This is a genomic window from Sandarakinorhabdus oryzae (genome assembly GCF_009733735.1).
GTDB classification, from domain to species: Bacteria; Pseudomonadota; Alphaproteobacteria; order Sphingomonadales; family Sphingomonadaceae; genus Sandarakinorhabdus; species Sandarakinorhabdus oryzae.
This window is the reverse complement of record NZ_WNJP01000293.1, coordinates 1-1,939: the sequence shown is the minus strand read 5'-3', so window position 1 is coordinate 1,939 and position 1,939 is coordinate 1. Positions and strand designations below refer to the sequence as shown.

At 66.1% G+C, this 1,939-nt stretch carries 3 protein-coding genes; all 3 read left to right on the top strand.

Translation table 11 applies throughout. The annotated features are described in order from the left end of the window. The coding region (locus GJ693_RS15755) for a phage tail sheath family protein (protein WP_197042279.1) at positions 1 to 1,120 on the top strand (1,120 nt) is incomplete at its 5' end. A gap of 22 nt (positions 1,121 to 1,142) precedes the next feature. Beyond that, entirely contained in the window at positions 1,143 to 1,595 is a 453-nt protein-coding gene (locus GJ693_RS15750) for a phage tail protein (protein WP_156257183.1), read from the top strand. 69 nt (positions 1,596 to 1,664) lie between these two features. Then, a partial coding sequence (locus GJ693_RS15745; protein ID WP_207789973.1) for a hypothetical protein occupies positions 1,665 to 1,939 on the top strand: 275 nt, incomplete at its 3' end.

Genomic DNA, 1,939 nt, shown 5'->3' with positions numbered 1-1,939 from the left:
CGCTGCGGCGGTCGCCGCCGCAGCCGCCGCCGCACTTGCGGCCGCCACCGCCAACCCCAATGGCCTGCCCGGCATCGAATTTGCCCGCAGCTGGCTGGTCGGCGCGCCGGCGCCGGATCGCTTCACCCGGAACCGGATGCTCGGCCTGCATGAGGATGCGACGGCGATCAATCCGTTCGATCCGCTGCTGCTCGACGTGCGCTACATGCTCGCCGGTGGCAGCGACGGCGATTTGCCGGTGGCCGCCGATTATGCCGGCGGCGAGGACCCGACCACCAACCAGCGTTGGGGCCTGCGGGCGTTCGAGGCGATCGAGGACATCTCCATCATCGCCGCGCCGGGCAGCACCGCCGCCGACGGCGACAATGCCCAGGCCATCACCCTCGCGCTGATCGCCCATGCCGAGCGCATGAAATATTGCATCGCCGTGCTCGACAGCGTGCGCGGCCACAGCATTGCCGACGTGCGCAACTGGAAGGCGCAGTTCGATTCCAGCCACGCCGCCTTCTACTACCCCTGGGTCCGCATCATGGACCCGCTCACCGGGGTGGAGAATGTCTATCCGCCGTCGGGTTTCGTCGCCGGCATCTATGCCCGCAACGATGTCGAGCGCGCGGTGTGGAAGGCCCCGGCCAACGAGGTCGTGCGCCTGGCCATCGGCTTTGAAAAGGCGATCAGCAAGGCCCAGCAGGAGGTGCTCAACCCCGAAGGCATCAACGCCTTCCGCTTCTTCGAAGGCCGCGGCTATCGTCTGTGGGGCGCGCGCACCGCCAGCAGCGATCCCGAATGGAAATATGTCAACCTGCGCCGCTACTTCGCCTATCTGGAGCGCAGCATCGACAAGGGCACGCAATGGGCGGTGTTCGAGCCCAATGGCGAGCGGCTGTGGGCCAATGTCCGCTCCACCATCAGCGATTTCCTGCTGAACGAATGGCAGAACGGCGCCCTGTTGGGCGAGAAGCCGGAACGCGCCTTCTTCGTGAAGTGCGACCGCTCCACCATGAACCAGAATGATCTCGATAACGGGCGGCTGGTCTGCCTGATCGGGGTTGCACCACTCCGTCCTGCCGAATTCGTCATCTTCCGCATCGGCCAGTGGACGGCCGACCGCCGCATCTGAACTCGCCTGAAGGAGACGGGCCATGGCCACGTTACGCGAACGCCCCTACGTCCAGTTCAACTTCCTCGTCGATATCGGCGACGGCAACACCGAAGGCCCGACAGCGGGTTTTCAGGAGGTGTCGGGCATCGGCATGGAAGTCACGGTGTCAGAATATCGCAACGGCAACAGCCGCGAGAATTCGGTGATGAAGATCACCGGCATGAACAAATCGACCGATGTCACGCTCAAGCGCGGCGTGATCGGCAGCCTCAACCTCTACCAATGGCTGGATGATATTCGCAACGGCAACCAGAATGCCCTGCGCACGGTCACCGTCACCTTGCAGAACGAGGATCACAGCCAGGCTGTCGTCACCTGGAAGCTGCTCAGGGCGCGCATCATCAAGTCCACCATGGGGCCACTCAGTGCCAAGGGCACCGATGTCGCCATGGAGGAGATGGTGCTGGCCTATGAGCGGCTGGAGATGGAATGAGCCATGGCAGTTGCGGCCGCCCTGGCAGCATCGGCACCGGCGGGACGCGGCTTTCGGCTGCGGCCCGGCGTGGCCGTCAGCGTCCAGCCGCTGGCCGCCACAGCCGAGCCGCGCATGGACGTGGCGCTGTTCCTCGGCTTTGCCGCAAAGGGCCCGCTGCACCGGCCGGTGATCATCGACAGTGCGGCCGGCTTTGCCGCAGTGTTTGGCGGCCCGGCGTCGCTGGCGGCTGACACGGATGGCGGCATCGTCGCCACCGCGCTGGCCGGCACGGTGGCGGCCTTCTTTGCCGCCGGCGGCACGCGCTGCCATGTCGTGCGGCTGGCGCGCAGCGCCGAACTGGC